Source organism: Gemmatimonadota bacterium, assembly GCA_039715185.1.
In the GTDB taxonomy this organism is placed as follows: domain Bacteria; phylum Gemmatimonadota; class Gemmatimonadetes; order Longimicrobiales; family RSA9; genus DATHRK01.
In genome coordinates this window covers 12,559-34,338 of record JBDLIA010000008.1, presented here as the reverse complement: position 1 = coordinate 34,338, position 21,780 = coordinate 12,559, and the positions used below count along the sequence as shown (strand labels likewise).

At 69.8% G+C, this 21,780-nt stretch carries 15 protein-coding genes and 1 riboswitch; of the genes, 6 read left to right on the top strand and 9 right to left on the bottom strand.

Annotated features, from left to right (window positions below):
* Window positions 1-211: 211 nt before the first annotated feature.
* The 5 genes from ABFS34_02840 to ABFS34_02820 form a co-directional block, all read right to left on the bottom strand.
* The gene (locus ABFS34_02840; protein ID MEN8374366.1) at window positions 212-1,483 is read right to left on the bottom strand and encodes an ABC transporter permease; all 1,272 of its coding nucleotides are present in this window, start codon (window positions 1,481-1,483) and stop codon (window positions 212-214) included.
* On the bottom strand, window positions 1,476-2,453 hold the full coding sequence (locus ABFS34_02835) for an ATP-binding cassette domain-containing protein (GenBank protein MEN8374365.1): 978 nt from the start codon (window positions 2,451-2,453) through the stop codon (window positions 1,476-1,478). The genes ABFS34_02840 and ABFS34_02835 overlap by 8 nt, the downstream gene beginning before the upstream one ends.
* 141 nt (window positions 2,454-2,594) lie before the next feature.
* Window positions 2,595-4,763: a hypothetical protein gene (locus ABFS34_02830; protein MEN8374364.1), complete on the bottom strand. Its 2,169-nt coding sequence runs from the start codon at window positions 4,761-4,763 to the stop codon at window positions 2,595-2,597.
* A gap of 2 nt (window positions 4,764-4,765) precedes the next feature.
* Window positions 4,766-7,240, bottom strand: coding sequence for a DnaJ domain-containing protein (locus ABFS34_02825; protein MEN8374363.1), 2,475 nt, complete (start codon window positions 7,238-7,240; stop codon window positions 4,766-4,768).
* A gap of 31 nt (window positions 7,241-7,271) precedes the next feature.
* Complete coding sequence (locus tag ABFS34_02820) at window positions 7,272-8,429, bottom strand: hypothetical protein (protein MEN8374362.1); 1,158 nt, start codon at window positions 8,427-8,429, stop codon at window positions 7,272-7,274.
* A gap of 95 nt (window positions 8,430-8,524) precedes the next feature.
* On the opposite strand from ABFS34_02820, the gene ABFS34_02815 reads away from it, so the two are divergent.
* Entirely contained in the window at window positions 8,525-8,890 is a 366-nt protein-coding gene (locus tag ABFS34_02815; GenBank protein ID MEN8374361.1) for a hypothetical protein, read from the top strand.
* 11 nt (window positions 8,891-8,901) lie between these two features.
* On the opposite strand, the gene ABFS34_02810 is transcribed toward ABFS34_02815, so the two are convergent.
* The gene (locus ABFS34_02810; GenBank protein MEN8374360.1) at window positions 8,902-11,046 is read right to left on the bottom strand and encodes an EAL domain-containing protein; all 2,145 of its coding nucleotides are present in this window, start codon (window positions 11,044-11,046) and stop codon (window positions 8,902-8,904) included.
* Window positions 11,047-11,301: 255 nt separating this feature from the next.
* Entirely contained in the window at window positions 11,302-12,159 is an 858-nt protein-coding gene (locus ABFS34_02805; protein MEN8374359.1) for a hypothetical protein, read from the bottom strand.
* 134 nt (window positions 12,160-12,293) lie between these two features.
* Here ABFS34_02805 and ABFS34_02800 point away from each other — a divergent pair, with 134 nt between their 5' ends.
* From ABFS34_02800 to ABFS34_02780, 5 genes are all read left to right on the top strand, one after another.
* A complete protein-coding gene (locus ABFS34_02800) occupies window positions 12,294-12,446 on the top strand; it encodes a hypothetical protein (protein ID MEN8374358.1) in 153 nt (50 codons plus the stop codon).
* A gap of 547 nt (window positions 12,447-12,993) precedes the next feature.
* Window positions 12,994-13,088: riboswitch (cyclic di-GMP riboswitch) on the top strand.
* A 159-nt stretch (window positions 13,089-13,247) separates the two neighbouring features.
* Entirely contained in the window at window positions 13,248-16,637 is a 3,390-nt protein-coding gene (locus ABFS34_02795) for a hypothetical protein (protein MEN8374357.1), read from the top strand.
* 145 nt (window positions 16,638-16,782) lie between these two features.
* Window positions 16,783-17,562, top strand: a complete 780-nt coding sequence (locus ABFS34_02790; protein ID MEN8374356.1) for a thioredoxin domain-containing protein — start codon at window positions 16,783-16,785, stop codon at window positions 17,560-17,562.
* A gap of 194 nt (window positions 17,563-17,756) precedes the next feature.
* A complete protein-coding gene (locus tag ABFS34_02785) occupies window positions 17,757-18,422 on the top strand; it encodes a hypothetical protein (GenBank protein MEN8374355.1) in 666 nt (221 codons plus the stop codon).
* Between the two features lie 84 nt (window positions 18,423-18,506).
* Window positions 18,507-20,135 (top strand): hypothetical protein, encoded by a 1,629-nt coding sequence (locus ABFS34_02780; protein MEN8374354.1) that lies wholly within the window; start codon window positions 18,507-18,509, stop codon window positions 20,133-20,135.
* Here the strand turns inward: ABFS34_02780 and ABFS34_02775 are convergent.
* On the bottom strand, window positions 20,125-20,919 hold the full coding sequence (locus ABFS34_02775; protein MEN8374353.1) for a glycosyltransferase: 795 nt from the start codon (window positions 20,917-20,919) through the stop codon (window positions 20,125-20,127). The genes ABFS34_02780 and ABFS34_02775 overlap by 11 nt on opposite strands.
* The gene (locus ABFS34_02770; GenBank protein MEN8374352.1) at window positions 20,916-21,749 is read right to left on the bottom strand and encodes a methyltransferase domain-containing protein; all 834 of its coding nucleotides are present in this window, start codon (window positions 21,747-21,749) and stop codon (window positions 20,916-20,918) included. Before ABFS34_02770 ends, ABFS34_02775 begins: the two co-directional genes overlap by 4 nt.
* Between the last annotated feature and the right edge of the window lie 31 nt (window positions 21,750-21,780).

The following is a 21,780-nucleotide window of genomic DNA, read 5'->3' as shown; positions in this document are numbered from 1 at the left end:
GGCTATCCCTACGCCCTTGCCGCGGGCGAACCGAGCAACATCCCCGCGGAGATTCGACGCGCACGCCGACCCCGCGGTCACTCGAACCGCCGACTACCGGTCCAGCTTATGTGTGGCTACTTGCCGGGCAAGGGGGAGAAGCCAGGCATGCAAAAAAGCTAATCCCAAGATGGCTCCGGAGCAACGATTTCGCCCGATATCCGCGCCGTGCCTAGGTTGCGCGCAGCCAGCGCCTCAGATCCCGAAGCGACGCCTTGCGGCCCGTGGCGAGCATCCCGACCCGGTAGATCTTGCCGGCGATCCAGGCCACGACCGTCGCCGCGAGGAGAATCCCGAGCAGCGAGCCGGCGATCTGCCACGCCGGTATGGGCGCGGACGCGATTCGCATCGGCATGGCGATGGGCGCGGTGAACGGGATCAGCCCCAGGGTGGTGGCGATGCGGCCCGTGGGCTCCCCGGTGATCGCGCTCAGGAATAGCAGCGGCAGGATCAGCGGAATCAGCAGGATGAACTGATAGGACTGCGCCTCGTGCTCGGAGGTGACCGCCGCGCCGAGCCCCGCGAAGAGAGACGAGTAGAGGACGAATCCCAGCAGGAAGAAACTGAGGAACTGGGCCAGCGTCAGGGGGTCTATGCTCATCGCCGCGAACACCTCCGCGGGGATCCCGAAGCGCTCGATCAGGGTGTCGGATCGGCTCACCGCGAGGGTCACGATCCCCACCCAGATTCCCACCTGGAGGATGGCGGCGGCGCTGACCCCCATGATCTTGCCCGCCAGGAGCCTGCTCGCGGGCACGGAGCTGACGAGCACCTCCGAAATACGGTTCGTCTTTTCCTCCAGCACGCTGCGCATCACCGCGAGCGAGTAAAAGAAGGTGATGAAGTAGATCAGGAAGGTCACGCCGTAGGCGAAGAAGAACGTGGAGAACGCTCCGCCGCCCTCCTCTCCGCTGGCGGTGATCTGCGCTTCATCGACGTCCACGCTGCGCACGAGCGAAGCGATCTCCGCCACGTCCAGGCCGGCTCTCTCCAGCCGGACCGACTGCACCGCCTGGCTGGCGGCGTTGCGCAGATCCCGAAGCACCGTGCGGTTGGCGATGTTGCTGGCGCGGAAGTGAATCAGGTTGTCCTCCAGCACGCCCGCGGGGAGCGCCACCCAACCGTCGATCGTCTCGTCCAGGACGCGCGCGTTCAGCTCCTCACGCCGGTCGGCGAACGTCCCGCCCGTGCGTTCGACGTCGTAGCTGTTGGCGGCCCCGTCCTCGCGCTCGGCCGTAAGGATCTGCTCGAAGCGCTCGCCCACGCCCGCGGGGGCGTCGTCGACGACCACGATGCGCCTCTGCTCGGCCCTGTCCTCGACCATGGCCGGCATCGCCATGAGCGCGATGAACAGCAGCGGAAAGGCGAGCGTGCCGATGAGGAAGGCCCGCGATCGCACGCGCTCCAGAAACTCGCGCTGCAGGACGATCAGGATCTCACGCACGGAGCGCCTCCTCGGCGTGGAGCTGGGCTTCGTCTCGACGCCGGGGGTGAGCGGCGTTGCCCACGTGGCTCACGAAGATCTCGTGCAGCGTTGGCTGCAGGTGCTCGAAGCGCGTCAAGGGCATGTCCAGGGCGCTGAGCTGACCCAGGAACGAGCGCGCATCGGCGCCCTCGGCCAACTCCACGTGCCAGGCCTCCTCGGACTCGCGGGCGTCTCCGATCAACCGACTCTGGGCCATGAACCGACGCGCTTCCTCCGTGTCGCGATCGAATTCGACCACGTAGCGATCGCCGCGATGCCGGCGCCGCAGCTCGCGCACGTCTCCTTCCAGCACCTTGGCTCCGTCGGCGATGATGCACACCGAATCACACATGCGCTGGGCTTCCGCCATGTTGTGCGTGCTGAGTATCACGGTGTGCCCGGACCGGCTGGCGTTGAGGATCGTCTCCCGCAGAACCTCCTGGTTCACCGGGTCCAAACCGGCTTGCGGCTCGTCCAGGATCAGCACTTCCGGGTCGTGCAGCACGGTCGTGATGAACTGGACCTTCTGCTGCATGCCCTTGGACAGGGTATCGACGTTGGCGTGGACCCACTCTTCCAGCCCCATGCGTTCGAGCCAGGCGCCGCCGCGCCGCCTTGCCTCGGTCGCGTCCACCCCCTTCAGGCGCGCGAAGAAGACGATCACGTCAATGACCTTCATCTTCTTGTAGAGCCCACGCTCCTCGGGCAGATAGCCGACCCTGCGCAGCACCGTCCGGTCCGTTTCGGGGTCTCGACCGAGCAGGCGAATGGTTCCTTCGTCCCTGAGCAGGATGTTCATCACCATGCGTAGCGTGGTCGACTTGCCCGCGCCGTTGGGACCGAGGATGCCGTAGACGGAGCCGGTCGGTACGCGGATGCTCAAGTCGCGCACCGCCACGTGCTCCGCGTAGCTCTTCGTGACCTTCTCCAGGATGAGCGCGTCGCTCATGCGCCTCCGCTGTCGGGAGTGGCCGGGACCGGATCTCGCGCCCGGATACGAGGCTCGGCCGCGCTTCCTTCGACGCGGACGACGCGCGGTGGCGGAGGCCCGTGCGCGTCGCCCGCGAGGGGGACTTCGCTGCGCCGGCGGCTAGCCCGCCGCGTCCGGCTCTCCGGCGCCTTCGCGCCGGCTGCCGGCTCCGCCGCTGGCGACCAGCGCGAGCGTGGCGAGCGCGGCCTCGGCCACGAAGGACGCCCCGGCGGCGATCTCGGCCAAGAGCCAGACGCTCCCGTGCCCGGTCATCCGGAGCAGAGTGGCGAGAGCGAGGATGGCGTCGTCCAGCGCGGCGGCGGCGAGCGCCAGCAGGAGAGTGAGCAGGCCGCCGTACAGCAGGTTGAGCGTCGGGCCGCTGGAAAGCGGCTGCAGGCCGTACGCGAGCGCGAGAAGGAGCAACCCGCCGAGGAGCCCGCACGCCGCCGCGAATCCGAGCACGAGCTTGCCCGGCCGGCCGCGCGGCAGGGAAGGCGTGGTGCCGAGCCCGGCGCGCCCGAACAGCACGCGCTTGGCGACGATGCCGGCGGCGGTGACCGCCAGCGCGGCGGCCAGCGCTGCGATTCCCCAAGCTACCGGATCGAGCCCGCCGCCGGGGCGCGAAAACAGCTGGAACGCGTGACCGACCACGAGCGCCCACGCGGCCACCACGCCGAGGTCCAGGAGGAACGGCCCGAGCACCTCGGTGGTGGGACGCACGGCGACCGCCGCCGGGGCGGTGCGCTGAAGCGCCGTGATCTCCTCCCTGACGATGAGAGCCACCGACTCCTCGTCTTCCCCGCCGATGCCCGCGGCGTCCCTGAAGCCGTGAATCAGCTCGTGGTGGAACCGTTCGGTGTGCTCGGCGATGCGCGCCAGAGTCTCCTCCGGACGGTCGGCGAGGGCCCGTTGCAGCCGCCGCTCACTGGTCGCCACGCGCGCGCGTTGGAGGCCGTTGAAGAGCGAGTACCCGGTGGTGGCCAGAGACAGCGGGATCAGCCCGCCGATGAGAACCACCAGGTAGCTCAGCACCGGATAGAGCATGGTGCCCGGTTCGACGTCCAGGCGGCCCGGAATGTCCAGCCGACCGCTTACCACCGTGTAGGCCAGAACCTGCACGGTGGTCAATCCGAACACCAGCAGGAACGGCGTGAGCTTGAACAGAAGGGTGTGCAGGCTGGCCGCCTCCACGCTCTCGAGCGCGTACCACAGCAGGCCAGCGCCCAGGGCGGCGATGCCGAGGCCCAATGCCACCAGCAGGGCGACGTCCACCCCGGTCAAGGAAGAGGGCGCAGGCAACGCCTGGGCGACCGCGTCGTGGAGCAGGATGGTGTTGAGCGCCACGACGGCCACCGCCACGATGGCGAGCATGACCACGATGGCGACGCTGTCGCCACCCCGCGGGATGAGCTCCCCTTCGCGCGATCGCTCACCGGAGGCGGTGTCGCGCCGGACCATGACACGGGTCAGCGCGCGCGCGCCCGCGGCGAGCCGCGCCTCGAGCCTCTCGAGCGTGGCTATCTCGCGGTCGCCGAGTCGCTCGAGGGCTTCTGATAGCCGCTCCAGCCTCCGGCCCGGAGAGCCACGATCCCTGAGGCCGTGCTCTAGCCAGGCCTCCGAGACTCCGCGGCGCGCGGACGCGGCGATGCTTCCCACGCGGCGCTGGCGGCGCTCGGCCAGGTAGGCTCGCGCCCGCGTCAGGACGCGCGACCCGTCCGTGCCGGCAGCCAGGAGGGCCAGCAGGATCGCCAACAGGACGCCCACGACGGCCAGGATCTCCAGGCGGCCGAACGCCAGGCCAGACCCCTCGGGCGCGCTCGCCTCGACGGCGGGGGACGGCGCGGGTACGCCATCCAGCAGGCCGGCGACGGTGGCCTGCACCACGGCGCGATCGGGGGCGTTGGGCGCCAGATTCAGGTAGGCGCAATAGGAGGCGATGGCGTTGGCGGAGTCACCCGCGGCCACCTGCGCGCGGCCCATGTAGTAGGCCACGTCGGGGTCCGAGGGGGCCAACCGCCGCGCGCGCTGGAGCAACTGTCCGGCGGTCTCGTGGTCCTCCAGCAGGCTCGCCTGGAGCGCCGCCGACACCAGCCGTTCGACCTCGTCGGGATCGGACGTGGGGGCCACCGGTACGGCGCCTCCCGCGCTCACGTATGCGCGGCACGCCTCGGTCGTGCGATCCTGCGCCGCGGCCGGCTCGGCCGAGGCGCCCAGCGCCCAGAGAATCGCTCCGCCGGCGAGCACGCCGCGCAGCCAGGTCGAGCGCGAGACGCCCTTCTGGGAGAACATCGCTAGTCGCCCGGCAGGAGCACCGGACTCGAGCGGTTGCCGCGCGACGCGTCGCCCAACTGGCCGGCGACGTTCGCCCCCCAACACACCAGCTCGCCCTGGGTGGTCTGCCCGCACACGTGCGCCGCGCCCGCCTGGATGGTGCGGAAGCGCAACCCGCCCCGCACCGGTGAGGGCCGCGCGCGACCGTCCGTGTCGCCCGTTCCCAACTGCCCGTATCCGTTGGCTCCCCAACACCATGCCCGTGCCTCCTCATCCAGCGCGCACGTAAAGCGCGCGCCCGCCGTTACGAACACGAATACCACCGGAGCTTCCAGCTCGACCGGCCTGACCGCGGGTGCCCCGCCGGACAGGCCTAGCTGTCCGCCATCGTTCCGTCCCCAACACCAGGCGCGACCGGCAACGTCCACGCCGCAGGTATGCCCGGAGCCGGCCGCGAGGGCGACGAAGCGGGCGTCGGACGCCACCGGCGCTGGGACGTCTCGGTCCCGCGTCGTCCCGTCTCCCACCTGCCCGAACCTGTTGCCGCCCAGGCAGTGGGCGTAGCCGTCGGTGTCGAGCGCGCAGGCGTGCGTCCAGCCGCCCACGAGCCCGCCGTACATGGCTCCGTCCAGGGCTACGCCGGGAGCCGAGCGACCGCCCGCTATCGCGCCCCAGCAGCTCAGCGCCCCGGTCTCGCCCAGCGCGCACGTATGGCCGGCGCCCACCGCCACCTCCGCGAAAGGCGCCTGCGCGCGGACCGGCCACGGACCGCGTCGGTCGCGCGTGCCGCCGTCGCCGATCTGGCCCGATTCGTTGGCCCCCCAGCAGCTCAGCGCGCCTGCCACGTCCACCACGCACGCGTGCCGCATCCCGACCGAAATCGATCTGGGGTCGCCGGTACGCGGGATCGCCGCCAGGCGGAGCGGGCCGCGTCCGCTTCCCCAGCAACGCAGCCGGCCGCCGTCCAAGCCCGCGCACGTGGCCGCGCCACCCACCAGCAGGCGCGCATCGTCGGACCCCGCCGCCGCGTCAGCCCCCGTCGCCGCCGGGAGGACGGCCAGCGCCCCGGCGACCTCCTCCGGTCCGGCTGGCGGCGGCTCCGGCTGAGTCGGCCCGCCGCCGGCTCGCTCCGGGTCGGCGCGCTGGGCGCCGCCACCCGCGGCCGGCTCGGTCGCCGCGGGGAGCGTGCTCGCCAGCTCGGGAGCCGCCGCGCCCGGCGGGCCGGCCGCCACCAGCCCGTCGCCACCCGGGGCGCGCTGCGGGCCTTGCCAGTACCACAGCGCCATTGAAACCGTCGCGATCAGCAGCGCCGCCGCCGGCAGGATGTAGCGCAAGCCGCCGATGCGTCCCCCGCCGAACTCCAACTCCTTGAGGAGCTTGCGGTCTTCCTTGGCGAGCTTGCGCGGCACCGTCAGCGTGGTGCGTAGCAGCAGGTCTCCCCGGCCCACGCCGCTCGTCTCCGGCAGGCCGTCGCCCTGCACGCGCAGCTCCTCACCGGGTTGAGTGCCGGCCGGCACCCGCACCCGGCCCCGGCCCCGCAGCGTGGGCACGTCCATCACGGCGCCCAGCGCCGCCTGAGTGAAGGTGAGCGGCAGCTCGGCCTGCAGGTCGTCGCCCACGCGCACGAAGCGCTCGTGCTCCATGACCTGGACGCGGACGTCCAGGCGGTCGTCCGCCGGCCCGACCTCGATCCTCCCGCCGTCCCTGACGCCCGGCGGGATTTCCACCACGTGCGCGTTGCTGTTCGGCAGATCGCCGGTGCCACGGCACGCGGGGCAGGGGGGCAGGGGGCGCCGCCCCGAGCCGCCGCAGTCCGGACAGCGCTGCGGCGCCTTGGTGGGTCCGAGCAGGGTGCGCTTGAGCACCTGAACGTCGCCCACGCCGTCGCAGCGCTCGCACACACGCTGGAGCTCGCCGCGGCGCTCGCCGCTGCCCCGGCACGCGCCGCAGGGCGGCCGCAGCGCCCGCACGACGCCCGCATCGACCTCCTCCAACGTGAGGGCCACCGCCCGCACCGGGGCCTTGCGGCCGGGTGGGCGTGCCTCCCGCCGCTGCTGGGTTCGCTGCCCCGAACGCGCGGTCTCAGGCGAGCGAACGGGGCCCGCGCGCGGCCGGTCCCGCGTGGTCCGCCGCCCCGCCGGGTCGGCCCGCAGCGCGGCCTCCGCGGCCGCCGCGGCCTCGGTGCCGATGTCGGAGAAGGCCCCGAAGTCGCGCACGAAGGTCTCCAGCGCCTCCGCCATGGTGAGGTCCGCCGCGGGGCCCTCTTGAATGGTGAGCCCGGTGCTGCCGAAGCGGTCGTAGATGGGTCGCTTGCGCGGATCGCGCAGGACGCGGTAGGCCTCGGTGACGAGCCTGAACGCCTCGGCCGCGGACGGATCGCCGCCGCGCCGATCGGGATGGTAGCGCAGCGCGAGCCGACGGTACGCCTGCTTGATGGCGGCGAGTTCGGCGTCGCGGGAGACGCCTAGAAGCGCGTAGTAGTCCGGCCCGCTCATGGCGCCCCGCGAGGGTGGCCCGCGCGGACCATCAGTACCAGACGCGAGGTTCCGGCGGCTCCTCTTCCGGGCTGTGCTCCTCGGCCGGCGGGGATTCCGCCACGACCGGACCCGGCACGGCCACCGGGCGCCTGGACTCCGGCTCCGGAGGCGGCGGCGTGGCCGCGTCCGCGTTGGTGCCGTTGTTGTTGCCGCTCGAGCCCGCCGTCACCGCGTCCCACGGATCCTGCTCGGGGCCGCCTTCGAGTCCTACCGCGTCTGCCACCCATTCCGCCGCCTCCTCTTCGGTCCCCGCGCCCCCGCGCTCCGCCGCGGCCGTAGCCTCGCGACCCCTCTGGGCCGCGGCGCCGTCCGTCGCCTTGCCCCCCCCGGCGCCGAGCAGCTTCCCGCGCTGTGAGCGCTCCCTCTCGACGACGGCCAGGAAATGGCCCACGGTGTCGGCGTCGCCGCCCGAGCCCAGGTCCAGGCCCGCCTGCGCCAGGTGGTGGTCGATGTCGTCCACCTGGTCCGCGAGATCCTCGTCGATGCCGAGCAGCCCGTCGACGATGGGTCCCGCGGAGCGCGTCAGGTCCAGCTCGCGCCTGAGCGCCTCCATGCCTTCGCGGCCGCTCTCGAGTTCGGCGCTCAAGCGCGCGATCTCGGCCACCTTCGCGTCCGCGTCCAGCGCCATGCGCTCGATGCGACCCCTGAGCTCTACCGCCAGTCGCCTGCGCCTGGCCACCTCGCGACGCACCTCGTCCACCTGGATTTCGCCGATCGAGTACACCGCGTCGATCGCCTGCTCCAGCCGGTGCGCCTCCTGCTGATTGCGCGAGAGCTCTGCTCGAAGCCGCTGCACGTCCTCCTGGCGCTCCTCATCGGAGCGTGACAGCTCGCGGATCTCGCGTTCGATGTGGCGCTCGTGCGCGCGTCCGGCCTCTTCGTCCGCCGCGAGCCGGTCCAGCCGCTGCTGGAGCCCGCGCCGCGTCGCTATGTAGCGCTCTACGAACTTCACGGCCTCCAGTTGGCGCAGGAAATCGACCTGTTGCTCGAGCGCCGCGATCTGCTTATCCCTGGAGCGAATCGCCTCTTCCAGGACGATTCGGTGCCGGCGATCAGACCGAATCTTGGAGGCCCAGGCTACGGCCGCCGTGGCCAGGGCCAGGAGGGCAACGAGGGCACTCGCGCCGAGCAGAGTGGCGTCGTTCATGAGGCGATGCGCACGCGGCGTAAGTTCGGGCGGCGACGGGAGAAACGCATGGCGCAAAGCTATGCCTCTCGCGGCCCACCGGACAAGGGGGACGAATGCTGACGGATGGCGAGTGGGGCGAAGGGTATGTGGAACGCGCGGGGGTGGCGATGAACGCCGCGGACGACGGCGCGATCTACCTGATGCAGACGCGCACGGACGGACGCGTGGATGAGGTGCGCGTGGACGGCGCCGATCGCACGGCGTTCGCGGCGCTCGCGTTACGCGGCACGGACGCCGCCTTTCGGTGGGACGACCACGACGACGAGGTCATCTCGGCGGTCCTGCTCGGCCACTACCGCGACGGCGTTCCCTTCGAGCGGCTCCCCCCGGATCTCCGCGACGCGCTGGACGGCGTGGTCGCTCGCCGCGGCGCGCTGGCGCGGCGGATCGCCACGCTGCTGCCCCCCCGCGAGGGCTGACCGGCGGAGGCCTAGCCCGCGAGCGCCGTGGCCGTGGCCCTGTCGATGTAGGCCCCGGCGTCGCCGCCCGCCATCGGCCCCGAGAAAAAGAAGCCCTGCGCGAAGTCGCAGCCCAGCCGCAGCAGCATCTCCATCTGCTCCGAGGTCTCCACGCCCTCGGCGATCACGTCCATGCCCAGGTTGTGGGACAGCGAGATGATCGCCCGGATGATTTCCTGATTGCTGACCTCCGCCGCCGCGCCGCTGACGAAGGACTGGTCGATCTTGACCGTGTCGAACGGAAAGCGGTGCAGGTAGCTCAGCGAAGAGTACCCGGTGCCGAAATCGTCGATGGACAGCTCAATGCCGTGCTCGCGCAGTTCCTCGAGCGCGCGCGCCACCAGGTCGGCGTTTTCCAGGATGATGCTCTCGGTGACCTCCAGCTTCAAGCTGCCCGGGCCCAGGCCGGCGCCGCGCACGATGTCCAGTATCTCGCCCACGCCGTCCGGCTGGACGAATTCCTTGCCGGACAGGTTCACGTGTACGGACAGCTCGGAGGCGCCCGGGCTCGTCGCGCGCCATTCGCCCAACTGGCGGCACGCCTCGCGGGCCGCCCAGCGGCCGATCTCCACGATCACGCCGGTGTCCTCCGCGACGTGGATGAAGGCGCCCGGTGCGATCAGACCGTTGCGCGGGTGCTCCCACCGCAGCAGAGCCTCGAAGCCCACCAGCGTGGCGTCGCGGATGTCGAAGATGGGCTGGTAGTGCAGCGCGAATTCCTCGCGCTCCACGGCGCGCTGCAGGTCGGTCTGCATGAGCAGGAGTGCCACCGCGCTCTTGTGCATCTCGGCGTCGAAGAGCTCGAAGCGCCCGCGGCCCTTCTCCTTGGCCCGATACATCGCGGTGTCGGCGTCCCGCAGCAGGTCCTCCGGGCGCTCGTAGCCTACCGTACCGACCGCGACGCCCGCGCTGAGCGTCACGAACACTTCACGCCCCTGGATTACGAACCTGTTGCCCAGGCTGGACTGGATCCGCTGTGCGATGTCCGTGGCGTCGACCTCGTCCCCCATGTCGTAGAGCAACACGGCGAATTCGTCGCCGCCTATGCGAGCGGCGATGTCGCCGGGCCGGACGCAATCCTCCAGCTTGCGGGCGAACTGGAGCAGGAGGTCGTCGCCGGCTTGGTGGCCGAGGCTGTCGTTGATCACCTTGAAGTGATCGACGTCCAGGAACACGAGCCCGAAGTGGAAGTCCTCGTAACGGCGCGCGCGATCGTTGGCCTGGCGCAGCTGTTCCATGAAATAGCTGCGATTCGGCAGGCCCGTGAGCGGGTCGTGCATGGCGGAGTGGAGTAGCCGCTCCTCTACCGCGTGGCGGTCGGTCACGTCGTGCATGATGCCCACGACCCCCACCACCTCACCCTCCAGAGAGACCTGAGGGCTGAGCACGAGGTCCACCCAGCGCTGAGAGCGCGTGCTGGGCACCAACTCGCGTGTCGAGGGGATGCGAAAACCTTCGCCTTCCAACACACGACCGAGGCCGATTCCGGCGCCGGGGCTGGCGTCCAGGTTGAACACCTCGCCCACCGGCCGCCCCAGCACCTCCTCGGCGGTCAGGCCGGTTGCCTGCGCCATGAAGTCGTTCCACAGCCGGCAGCGCAGCTCGCGATCGAGCACGAAGATGCCCTCGCCCACGCTGGCCAGGATGGTGCGGGCGAAATGATCCGAGTCGCGCAGCGACCGCTCGGTCCACTTGCGGTCGGAGATGTCGCGCATGTACAGCGCTACGCCCATTCGGCTGGGGAAGGCATGGATCTCGAACCACGCTCCGGGTGAGCGGAAGTACTTTTCGAGGTGGAGCGTAGACGACCCCTGCGCCGCGCGACGCAGTTCGCTTTCCCACTCCAGGCCGCCGGCCTCGGGGAGCGCGCTCCATACCTCCCGGCCCAACACCTCGGCGCGGCTGGCCCCCAGCAGGTGCGCTGCCTTCCAGTTCAGGTGCTGGACGCGCCAGTCGCGGTCGAACGCCAGAAAGGCGTCCGGAATCTGCTCGAGCACGGAGGCCGGATCGTCCGGATCTACAGGGCCGGTGGGCACACCGGGCCCATCGGCGAGCGCCCCCGGTGCGGGGTCTCGACCGTCTCGATGCGGTGCTTTCGACTCGAAGGGAATCCCCATCCCCGCTCCCAACCGCAAGAAGGCTCGGCCTCTTCCCAAGTAGAGACCGGACGGTGCCCTGGCGGGCTGCGCGCCCCGAGACGTGCCGCCCGGCTCACGCGCGGGCTTGAAAGTGAGCACCCGCCGTGCCATCAGCGGCACCGCCCTTAAGTCGTTGTCGGGTAACGCTGTAACGGAGTGGGACCCGGAGCTGGGAGCCGGATGTCGCAGACAAACGTCATACCGGTCGGGAAAAAATGTGTCAGGCGGGAGCGCTCAGCCGCAGGCCTGCACGTCGACGGCTTCCACGCCGGGGCCGGCCGGAACCGCCAGGCTCAGCCCTTCGAAGCCCTCGAGCATGGTGGAGCGGCCGTGCCGATGACGGGCGCGGAGCGCCGCGGCCAGGCCTTCGGGAGTGTCGGCCCCGAGCGCCGGCAACCGAACCTCGCCCCCGTACCACTCGCCGCGCCGGAGATGGACCCTGACCGCGGCGCAACCGGTCACCATGCCGCCCGACGGATCGTGCCCGGAAAACGCGGCCCCGGAGGAGTTCTCCTCGTAGTAGTCGTCCTCCCGGTAATCGTCTCGGCCCGAGCCGTAGACGTAGCCGCCGCCGGAGTAGACGTAAGGCACGTAAAGAACGCCGCCGGCGCCGTGGCCGCAGCGGGAGCGCGAGGAAGCGAATCCGTACCCCGTCGACACGCCGACACGCACGCCGCGCGATCCGACGCCCACGTGCACGCCGCCGCCCCCGCCGTAACAACCGCCGCGGAGCAGCGGGCGCGCTGCGCCGCGGAGGTGGGTGCCGGCGCGCCGGCGCAGCCCGTCGCGACGCCCTCGCCGCCAGCGGCCGTCCAGCGATCGCCCGATGGCCTCGCGTCCGAAGGGGGAGTCGCGCAGGGCCCACTCGCGGATGGGTGCGTCTCGAACGACGGGCACGCCGAAGGCCGAACGCGGTGACCGGGCCGAGAGGCCGGAGCGGGAGGACCGAACCGCGCGCTGGAACGATCTGCTACTCCGCGAAGACACCGCGGCGCGCCCTCGCGACTGCGCGTCGGCGGTGTCCATTACGCCGGAACTCGCGACCAGCGAGACGGCCAGGATTGCCGAGGGAAGCAGACGGATCGTACCCATGAGCCAATGATACACGCCCCGCGTAGTGGGGTGCCAGGCTCCCGCCCAACCAGGCACGCAACCCTTGACACCACGGCGGCGGCCAGACCATTCATGGTGCGCGATCCCCACTACTCGAAGATGGAGGCGTACTCATGGGTCTAGTTTGGGCCGCGCTCCTGGTCGGCATCGGTTCGGGCGTCTGGCTGATGGCGACCGGCGACATGTTCGGCGGCATCATGGCGAGCATTGCCGGCGTTATCGTAGCCATCATTCTCTACCGACGCGCCGCGAAGCGGCGCAGCTGAAACCAGCCTAGACGGTACGCAGGATCGTAAGACGGGGCTCCCGATGTGGGGCCCCGTCGCGTTTCAGGTAGGTCCAGCCCGCGGGCGCTGCCAACTCCCACCTCGTGACGTTGTGACGCACAACCCATGTCGATCGTCCGACACACCGGAGGAGCAAAGCCCCGTGGCACCGCGCACAAATCGCCTTCCATGACCGGAAGCGCGTCGAAGAAAAGGCTTGCGCCGGTTGCGGGAGCGATCGACATTGCGAATGGAGATATCCGGATCCGATAGTCTAGGATCAACGATCCGCTAGCCTGGCTCACACGTCTTCCGACGTAATGAGCGGTTCGTAAGAGCGGGGTTCTCCACGCCTGTCGCGTGACTGTTCCAAAGGCGGACGGTAAGACGCTGATTCGTCCGCACACTTATCCGTAGTCAAGCGAGGAACTGGATGACGTTCTCCCCACGTCCATCCGAACGCGGTCCCCCGTAGAGGGGACCCCGGGGCCGTCGTCGACTCAGGCGGCCCGGCGCCTTCGTGCGTCCCGCACATAGGGTCGAACAGCTCCGAGAAAGGCACCCCGACCGCGAGGTCGGCTCGCAAAGCCCAGGATCTCTCTCTCAGCAGCTCTCCCCCTGAGAGATCGCCTGGTTGCCGAAGAGACACCGCCGTCGCACGGACGCGACGGCCGGCAACCAGGCTTCGAGCCCTGCCGAAAGGCGGGTCTCGGGAGGAGGTATCGTGGCGCGAGAAAGCCTGCACACCGGCATCCCCTGCCGCATGCCTCACCCGCCATCCACTCTCTCCGGAGGTACCCTATGACCGAGTTCATGCGAACGTGGCGGCTTGCCGCGCTCGCGGGGTTGGCCGTCGCCGTCGCTGCGTGTAGCGAGACGGCGACGGATGTGATCACCCCGATCGATGGGCCGACTCCGCAGCTCGCGGAAATCGACCTTTCCAACACCGCGGGCGACTCTATCGTCGTCAACGACGCGTTGTGGACCTTCCCGGTGCCGTTCAACGTCGGCACTGGGCTCATCAATCCCTTCCTCAGCGTCCAGAACAATCCCAACGAGGAAGGGTTCAACACCGACGACTCGCCGCTGCCCCTGGACGACACGCGGCCGAACTTCACCAACGCGCTTCCGCTGAATTTCGTGCCGATCATCGAAAGCTCCGTGGGCCTCGCCCGCGAGATCATCCTGGACGCGAACGAGTCGAACAGCGAGCCGGACGCGCTGTTCTCCATCGACCGCTTCGATCTGTGGATGTGCGACGACGCCGGTGCGCCGGCGTACGATGATCGGTCAGACTTCCAGAGCAACGCCTCCTGCGAGCTCGTCTACGACATCGACGACGATATCGGCGGCAGCGACGTCGACCACATCAAGGCGACGGACGCCGTAACGAGCGGCAGCGGGCTGGACCTCGATTACCAGATTCTGATCCCGGAGGCCAACTTCCTGGCGGCTGCCGCGGCGATTCCGGCCGACATTTCGGGCTGCGCCTTCCAGGGCATCGACGCCACCCCGTGCGGCATCTTCCTGGTGCTGGACGTCCGGATGGGCTTCCAGGGTGGCGATCTGACCACGGGAGCCACCTTCGAGGAGATGTCCACGATCAAGCGACCCTTCGTGGAGGTCACCAAGACCGCCGACCCGAGCTTGGATCGGGACCACATGTGGGAGATCGTGAAGTCGGTCGACATCGACCAGCACGACCTCTTCACGGGCGACTCGGCCAAGTCGAAGTACACGGTCGAGGTGAACTGGCTGGGATCGGTCGACAGCAACTGGGCGGTCTCGGGCAACATCGTCATCAAGAACCCGTCGGACTCCGACGTGGGCGTCGAAGGCGTGGCCGACACGATCACGCCCGGAGACATCCCGGTAACGCCCGTGTGCGGCGTGACCTTCCCCGTGACCGTGGCCGCAGGCGATTCGCTCGTCTGCACCTACACGGCCAGCCTGCCGGACGGCACGAACCGCACCAACACGGCGTTCGTGGACCTGGTGGACGTGGGCGTAGGCATGGGCTCGACGGCCATCGACTTCGCGTCGGCGACCATCACCGAGATGGACGACTCGGTGAACATCACCGACAGCTTCGAGGGCCCGCTCGGCTCCGCCGTGGCCGACACGGCCATGTTCATGTACGACCGCTGGTTCGTCTGCGACGGCGACGAGGGCATGCACGAGAACGTCGCCGAGATCATCGAGACGATGCAGGCGGACACGGCCAACGTGACCGTCAACTGCGGCAACGTGACCGTGACGAAGACGGCCACGGCCAACCTGGAGGAAGACTTCCAGTGGGACATCACGAAGTCGCATTCCGACGCCGACAGCACGCTGAACCTGTTCAAGGGCGATGACGGCGACGTGAAGTACACGCTCAACGTCACGAAGATGTCGGCCTCGCAGGTGCACAGCGTAGCCGGTGAGATCGTCATCGTGAACACCGCTACCATAGACAAGACCGCGGTCGACGTGATCGACTGCGTCCAGGGTAGCGACGACGGCGGCACCTCCTGGATGGACCTGGCGTGCGACACGGTCGCGATGGGCATCACCATCAGCGCGGAGGACACCGACACGCTCGACTACGACATCGAGTTCGACCCGACCGGGAAGACGTCCTTCCAGAACGTGGTCGACATCGAGATGGGCGGCATGGTGATCGACTCCGACACGGCTGGCTTCGCCCTGGCCACGATGGACGATGATCCGGGCAACGACGAGGTCACGATCGAGGACGACTTCTCCGAGTTCCTGGAGAACGGCGACACCATCAGCTCGGACACGATGTTCATGTACACGGTGAACTTCGCGTGCGACGCCGACGAGGGGATGCACCCGAACACCGCGGCGATCCTCTCGTTCTCGGGCGACACCGTCGCTTCGGACGACGAGCTGATGGAGGTCGTCTGCCACGATCTGACGGTCAGCAAGACGGTCGATACCGACTTCAAGCGCCGCTACGATTGGGACGTCGACAAGGAGCTCCTGACCGACATGCTGGTCAACTTCGTCAACGACACGGCCACGGTCGTGCCGGGTCAGATCCTGACCCCGAAGTTCGAGTTCACTGTCGACACCACTGGCGTGGAGGACTTCGGCTTCTTCGTCAGCGGTGACATCAAGGTGGTCAACCCGAACCCGGATCTGCCGGCGACTGTGGATGTGTCGGATGAGCTGTCCGACATGATGGGTCTAACGGTCGATTGCGGTGACGGTGACGGACTGGACGAGACGATCGCCGCGGGCGATTCGATCTCCTGTGCGTATTCCGACTCCCTGAGCGGCGACTTCGACGGCACCAACAAGGCCACGGCCGAGTTGGAGAACAACTCGTTCGACAAGGACGGCGTGCCGACGCCTTCGGGCACGACGACGTTCATGTCGTCGGCGGAGACCGTCGACTTCGGCGATCCCTCGATGATCATCGACGAGTGCGTGGACGTCGAGGACATCTTCCAGGACGTCAACGCCATGACCGCTGACACGACCGACCTCGGCCGCTTCTGCGTGGAGCAGGGCGACGAGCCGGATGCGTCCGACGTGGTGGCGCTGCCGCATACGTTCCCGGCGTCACCGCACGAGGTGGTCATCCAGCTCGATGACACGCGGTGCGGCGTGAACGAGTTCACCAACACCGTGACCGCCACCGAGATCGACAACAGCACCCAGCACACGGACACCGAGCTGTTCTGGGTCAACGTGGTGTGCGAGGAGGGCTGCACCCTCACGCAGGGCTACTGGAAGACGCACAACGACTGGTTCTGGGGCGGAGCGTCCAACAAGGCCGACTCCACCTGGTTCGAGATCGGCGACGTCGACGGTGACATGGCGTCCGAAGGGCATGCAGAGGACTTCTTCCTCAGCGGCACGAGCTGGTTCGGGGCCATGTGGACGGCGCCGAAGGGCAACATGTACTGGCAGCTGGCCCGCCAGTGGATAGCCGCCACGCTGAACGACTTCAACGCGGCGACGACGCCGGAGGTCGATGATGCCCTGGCGGCCGGCTATGTCTTCTTCTCGACGTACACGCCGGCGCAGGCCAAGGCGTTGCCCAAGCAGGATCCGGGCACGCCTGGCGTGATCGACAGCCGCGCGGAGATCGTCGCGGCGATGTCGTTGCTGACGGATTACAACGAGGGTCTGATCGGACCCGGACACTGCACCGAGGATGACGAGTCAGCGAACTGATTCCCTGGCGTAGCGTTTGACCTCTCAACCCGGGGGGCGTCGGCACTGCCGGCGCCCCCCGGCTCTTTTCACGCCGGCTGGCGCGGAGTATGCTGCGGCACTCAGGGAGGACCCGTGCTTCCGTCGCCCCGAAACCGAGCTGAGCGTGACCGCACAAAACGAGAAGTTCGAGCGCCGCCACGCGGGATGGTCCGCCCGGGGCCGCGGGGCGGCCGTGCCAGCCGCGTTGGCGGCGCTGGCTCTGGTGACGGCGTGCGACGCTGGCCAGGGCGAAGAGACGAGCGTCCCCGTCGAGTCGTCCATTCCGCTGCCCGCGTCGACTCCCGACGCGAGCCCCGGCATGATCGCCGGTGACCTGGCTGGGCCGGTCGTCATCGAGGAGTATGCGGACTTCCAGTGCCCCTTCTGCGCGCGCCACCACGAGGAGAACCACGAAGCCATCGACGCGCTGATCGGGGGGGGCGGAATCCGCTACGAGTACTACGAGCTGGCCGGCCCGGCTCACCCGCAGGCGCTGGACGCCACGGTCGCGGCACGCTGTGCGGGCGATCAGGGCGCATACGCCGAGGCGCGGCACGCGCTCTATTCGCGCCAGGAGGAGTGGTCCGGCTCGCTCGGGGCCGACACCCTGCTGCGCGCCATGGTCGCGCCGCTGGTGGCCGACCCGGCGGCGCTGGACGCGTGCCTGGACAGCCAGCGCGTGACGGTGGGGCAGATCCTCAACCGTAACCTGCGCCGCGCGCTGGCGGAGGGGGCGCGCTCCACGCCCACCACGATCGTGCGGTTCGGAGAGGCGTCCCAGTTGCTGCCGGGCGTGGTGCCGGCCGAGACCGTGGCCGCGATGGTAGAAGCTCTGCGCAGCGGAGCCGACGACGGTGGGGACTCGGCGTCGGCTGGATCGGTGCGGCTCGAGCCCGGAACGTAGGCCCCGGGCCAAAGGGGAGGGGTGGCGAAAAACATGAACGTTGCGCGTGCGCAGCACCGGGGAGACATTTCCTTCCCGTGTGACGGGTGCCGGGGGGCACTCGTCTCATCCCGGGCACGCGCCGGCGGTAATGGTGCGCGGCCTTCCTCCCCGCAGACAATCTCCTTACGTCGAGGAACATGCTTCGAGGCCTGATGTCACGGTTTCGGCGCGCCGGATCACGGGAGCGCCTGGAGGAAGATCTCGCCCAGCTCGAGGAGACGGCAGAGACCACCGATTCGTTGGTGTTCAAGGCCATGAAACTCAAGCAGGCGGGCGAGCGCGCCGCGGAGGCGGGCCAGGAGGCGCGCGCCAAGGAGTTTCTCGGCCGTGCGGTGGACGCCTATCTCGGGAACGGCTACTACGACAGCGCCGCGTCCATATGTCGGCGCCTCGTGGAGCTGTACCCGGACGTGGTTCGCGCCCGCGGGACGCTGGCGTTCCTGTCCCTGGCGGAGGACCTGGAGCACTCCTCCTTCGACGGCGTCGCCCAGGACGCCCGCCGCGAGATCGGACTCTACGTCAAGGCGGCCAAGGCGAAGGACAACGATAAATACGCCGCGGAGCGACTGCGCATCATGGCCGAGGCGACGGGCCAGGAGGAAATCCGCGAGATGATCGCCGAGCACCTCATGGAGTTGGGCGACACCGAGGGCGCCGACGCCGTGTACGGCCGCGTTTTCGCCACCCGAAACGAGACGGAGGGCGAGGCCGAATTCGATCAGCGCGCCCACTGGTCTCGGGCCCTTCGGGTCACGATCGTCTCCGACGGCGCCCACGTCGAGGGCGGCGAAGAAGTCGCGGACGCGGTCGACGCGTGACGGCGGAGGAGTTCCAACGCAGGCTCCGCGGGATGCAGCGCGAGCCGAATGCCTACGGGACTTCTGCAACGGTACACTAGGTCGATGGCGCACGAGCCCCTCCAGCGGGGCCGCCTGGCCGGCGCCCTGCCCACCGTCGCCGACCTGGTCTTCATAGGCATGGCTTCGCTCGTGGTCAGCGCCGCCGCGCTGCCCGTGCTCACGGGCGACGGCGACCTGGCCAGTCACATCCGGATGGGCGAGCTGATCCTCGCCGGCGGGACCATTCCGGAAGCCTACCCGTTCACGTACGCCATGGAGGGCTCGCGCTTCCTGGGTCATGCGTGGCTGGGCGAGGTGGTGCTGGCCGCGACACACTCAGCTGGAGGCCTGGCCGCCGTGCTCGTCCTCGCGGGCGTCCTCATAGGGCTCTGCTTCGCCATGCTGTGCCGCTTCCTGGTGGCCCGCGGGGTGGGGGTTTACGCCGCGCTCGCCGCCACCGGCCTGGCCGCCGGAGGCTCGGTGCTCCACTGGCTGGGACGCTCCCACCTGTTCACTTGGTACTTCGCGCTCCTGCTGCTGATCCTGCTCGAGAATCCACGCGCGCGGGCGTGGTGGCTGGCGCCGCTGTTCGTGCTATGGACCAACCTGCACGGCGGCTTCACGTACGGGATCCTGCTGGTGGGGCTCTACCTCCTCGCGGCGGCCATCGACGCGCTCGTCACGGGCCGGCGCGAGGGCGCCGAGCCCACGTGGCGAACGGCCCTACGTCGTGCGCGCCAGGACGCCACGGTGCGCCGCTACGCCGGCTTCCTGGGCTGGGCCATCGCGGGCAGCCTGGTGAACCCGCGCGGCCCGCTGCTATACCTGGAGATCGCCACCCTGCTGGGCGACGCGAGCATCATCGACCGGATCAACGAATTCCAGTCGCCCGACTTCCACTGGGGCTTCGCGACGCCGTTCCTGCTCGCGCTCCTGCTTGCCTACGCCGCGCTGGCCCTGCGTCGCGCGCGGCTGCCGACGGCCTGGATCCTGGTTCTGCTGGCCAACACCTACTACGCGCTGTACTCGGCCCGGAACATCCCGCTTTTCCTGCTGGTGGCCTTCCCGCTCATGGTGATCTTCGCGGCGCGCGGCTGGCCGGCTCTGGCGGTTCGCCCGGCGCGACCCGGGGGGGATTTTCTACAGGAGAAGGCGCTCCAGGGGCCCGGTTGGCTGTCCTTCGTGTTCGCCCTCGGCCTGAGCCTGGTGGCTGTCAACGAAGGCCGGCTGGCGGGCGCGCAACTGCTGCCCAACGGCTTCTCGCCCGACCGCTTCCCGGTGGAGGCCGTGCGCGCGGCGCGCGCCGCCGACCTGGCCGGCCCGCTGTTCAACGAAATGGTGTGGGGCGGTTACGTCGCCTACGCCTGGCCCGAGCGCCGCGCCTACATCGACGGGCTGCTCTACGACGGGGAGCTGCTGGAGGAGTACCGCACCATCGCCATGGCCAGGCCCGGGTGGCGCGAGGCCATCGAGGGCCGCGGCATGCGGCTGGCGCTCGTCGCGCCGGGAGGGGCTCTGGCCGAGCACCTGGTGGACGAGCCGGGCTGGGGCCTGCGTCACTGCGACGGCACCGCCGCCGTGATCGTCCTGCGCCAGGGCGGCGAGCGGGGCGCGGCCGCCCACGAACGGCTGGCCGGCTGCCGCCAGGAGGCTGACGCGCGCGCCGACAGCGCTCCGCGGCTTACCGAGTAGGGGGAAGGCGGCGGCCGACGCCGCGCCCGATCGAGCCGCGGTAGGCGATCCTGAGTCGCAACAGGTCTCGCAGCACCGGCAGCACCGAGCGAAGGCCCAGCTTGGATCCCTTCACGTCGATCCAGCGCGGCAGCGGATACTCGATCACGCTGCGGCGGACGTCGGCGACGTCCCCGCGGACGCCGATCAGGCGGGCCAGAAGCTCGACGTCGAACAGCCAGCCGGTGACGAAGGGAGCCCGGAAGATCTCGCGCAGCTCGTCGGATGCCCTGAAGAGCTTGGCGCCGCACTGCGTGTCGTACACCGGCAGGTGCAGCCAGGCGGAGAACATGGTCGCCATGGCTCGACCCACGTAGTGGCGGTGGATCTTGCGGTCGATGCGTCGGCCGAGCAGCCGCACGCGACTCCCCAGCACCCAGTCCAGCGCGTCGTTCTGCTCCAGCGTTTCGCGGAACTCCAGCGCCGACTCCAGGGGGGTGGCCAGGTCCGCGTCCCAGAAGCCCACGTAGCGGGGCCCGCCCTCCAGCGCCGCCAGGATACCAGTGCGCACCGCTTCCGCCTTGCCGCGGTTGCGCGGAAGGCGCACGGCGCGGACGCGGTCGCCCCCGCTGTCGGACATCTGCTGGAGAATCTCGAAGGTCCGGTCCGTGCTGCCGTCGTCGACGAACAGGAAGTCCACCGCTTCGGCGCCCACCAGAAACGCCCGGTAGTCGGCCACGGGTAGCCGGTCCGCCTCGTTGAAACACGGAATGACCAGGGTAGTGCGTCCGCTGGGTGCGCTCATGCGGTGGTGGGGTTCGGGTTGTGGGCGTCGCCGGGCACGTCCGGGCCGCGCCGCCTGGCTTCCAGGGGTCCATCCTCGCGGCGCAGGAGCGCGATCAGGCTGAGCCCGTCGCGGTAGGCGGGTCCGCCTTCCCTCAGCGCCGCCAGGAGCGCGCGTGCCTCGCCGCCGAAGATCGAAGCGAGCGCCGCGTTGGCGGGCGCCGGCGGCATGCGCAGGTCGGTCCCCTCGCGGCCCGTGGTGCGCCCCAGCCTGGCGCCCGCCCTCCGCACGAGCCGGATCAGCGGGAAAAGCCTGCTGTTGTAGGGCGAGAGCAGGCGCTCGGTGACGTGCAGGTCGCGCCATACCAGGCGCAGGCGATCGGCGGTGTAGCGGCGGTAGTGGCCGAAGGTCACGTCGTGGACGCTCCACAGGTCCGGGTGGGCGGGCACGGTCAGGAGCAGGTGGCTGCCCGGCGCCATGAGGGCCAGCACCGAGGACGTGAGCAGGAAGTCGTCGCGCACGTGCTCGATGACGTCCGTCAGCAGCACCAGGTCCGCGCGCCGAACCTCGTCGTCGCCGGCCCCCGGCACGGTCCCCTCCACGAAGCGGGCCGTGGGGAATCGCTCGCGCGCCAGGCGTACGCCGTCCGCGGAGGGGTCCACCCCCACCGCGTCGTTGGCCGCGGCGAACGCCGCGATGTTGGCGCCCGTGCCGCAGCCGATGTCCACCACCACGCCGCCCCCGTCCGGGAGCACTGCGTCGCCCAGAGCGCGCAGGACGCGCCTGCGGCCCGCGAACCACCAGTGGCGGCCCTCGATCCGGGCGTGCAGCCGAAAGAGCTCGGGGCCCACAGAGGGAGCCTGGAGGCGGCCTGGCGGGGAA